This is a genomic window from Franzmannia qiaohouensis, assembly GCF_031451695.1.
GTDB lineage: Bacteria > Pseudomonadota > Gammaproteobacteria > Pseudomonadales > Halomonadaceae > Franzmannia > Franzmannia qiaohouensis.
This window is the reverse complement of sequence record NZ_JARWAM010000051.1, coordinates 1-626: the sequence shown is the minus strand read 5'-3', so window position 1 is coordinate 626 and position 626 is coordinate 1. Positions and strand designations below refer to the sequence as shown.

The following is a 626-nucleotide window of genomic DNA, read 5'->3' as shown; positions in this document are numbered from 1 at the left end:
TGGGTGAAGACGTAGATCGCCTGCTGATTCATGATCGCCGCCATGCGCACGGCGTTGTGCATGTACTCCATGAAGGTCAGGAAGGTCGCGCCGTAGGGCACGAAGCCGCCGTGCACGGCGATGCCGTTCATGATCGCGCCCATGCCGAACTCGCGCACCCCGTAGTGCAGGTAGTTGCCGCCCGGCGCGTCCTTGGCGATCGCCTTGGCGCCGCTCCAGAAGGTCAGGTTGGAGGGCGCCAGGTCGGCGCTGCCGCCGAGCAGCTCGGGCAGCTGCGGGCCGAGCGCGTTGAGGCAGGCCAGCGAGGCCTTGCGCGAGGCGATGCTCTCGGCCTTCTCCTGGGCCTGCTCGACCAGCGCTTCGCTGCCCAGGTCGCTGGGCAGCTCGCCCTTGAGGCGGCGCTTGAGCTCGGCGGCCTCGGCGGGGAAGGCCTCGGCGTAGCGCGCCAGGCGCGTCTCCCACGCCTGCTCGAGCTCGGCGCCGCGGGCCGTGGCGTCCCAGCCCTGGTAGATCGCTTCCGGCACATGGAAGGGCGCATGCGGCCAGTCGAGCTGGACCCGCGCCGCGGCCACCTCGTCGTCGCCCAGCGCAGCGCCGTGGCACTCCTCCTTGCCCTGCTTGTTGGG

Annotated in this window: 1 pseudogene; it reads right to left on the bottom strand. The window is 71.1% G+C overall.

From position 1 onward, the window contains the following. A pseudogene (locus QC821_RS21685) lies at window positions 1-626 on the bottom strand (transketolase); the annotation flags it as partial.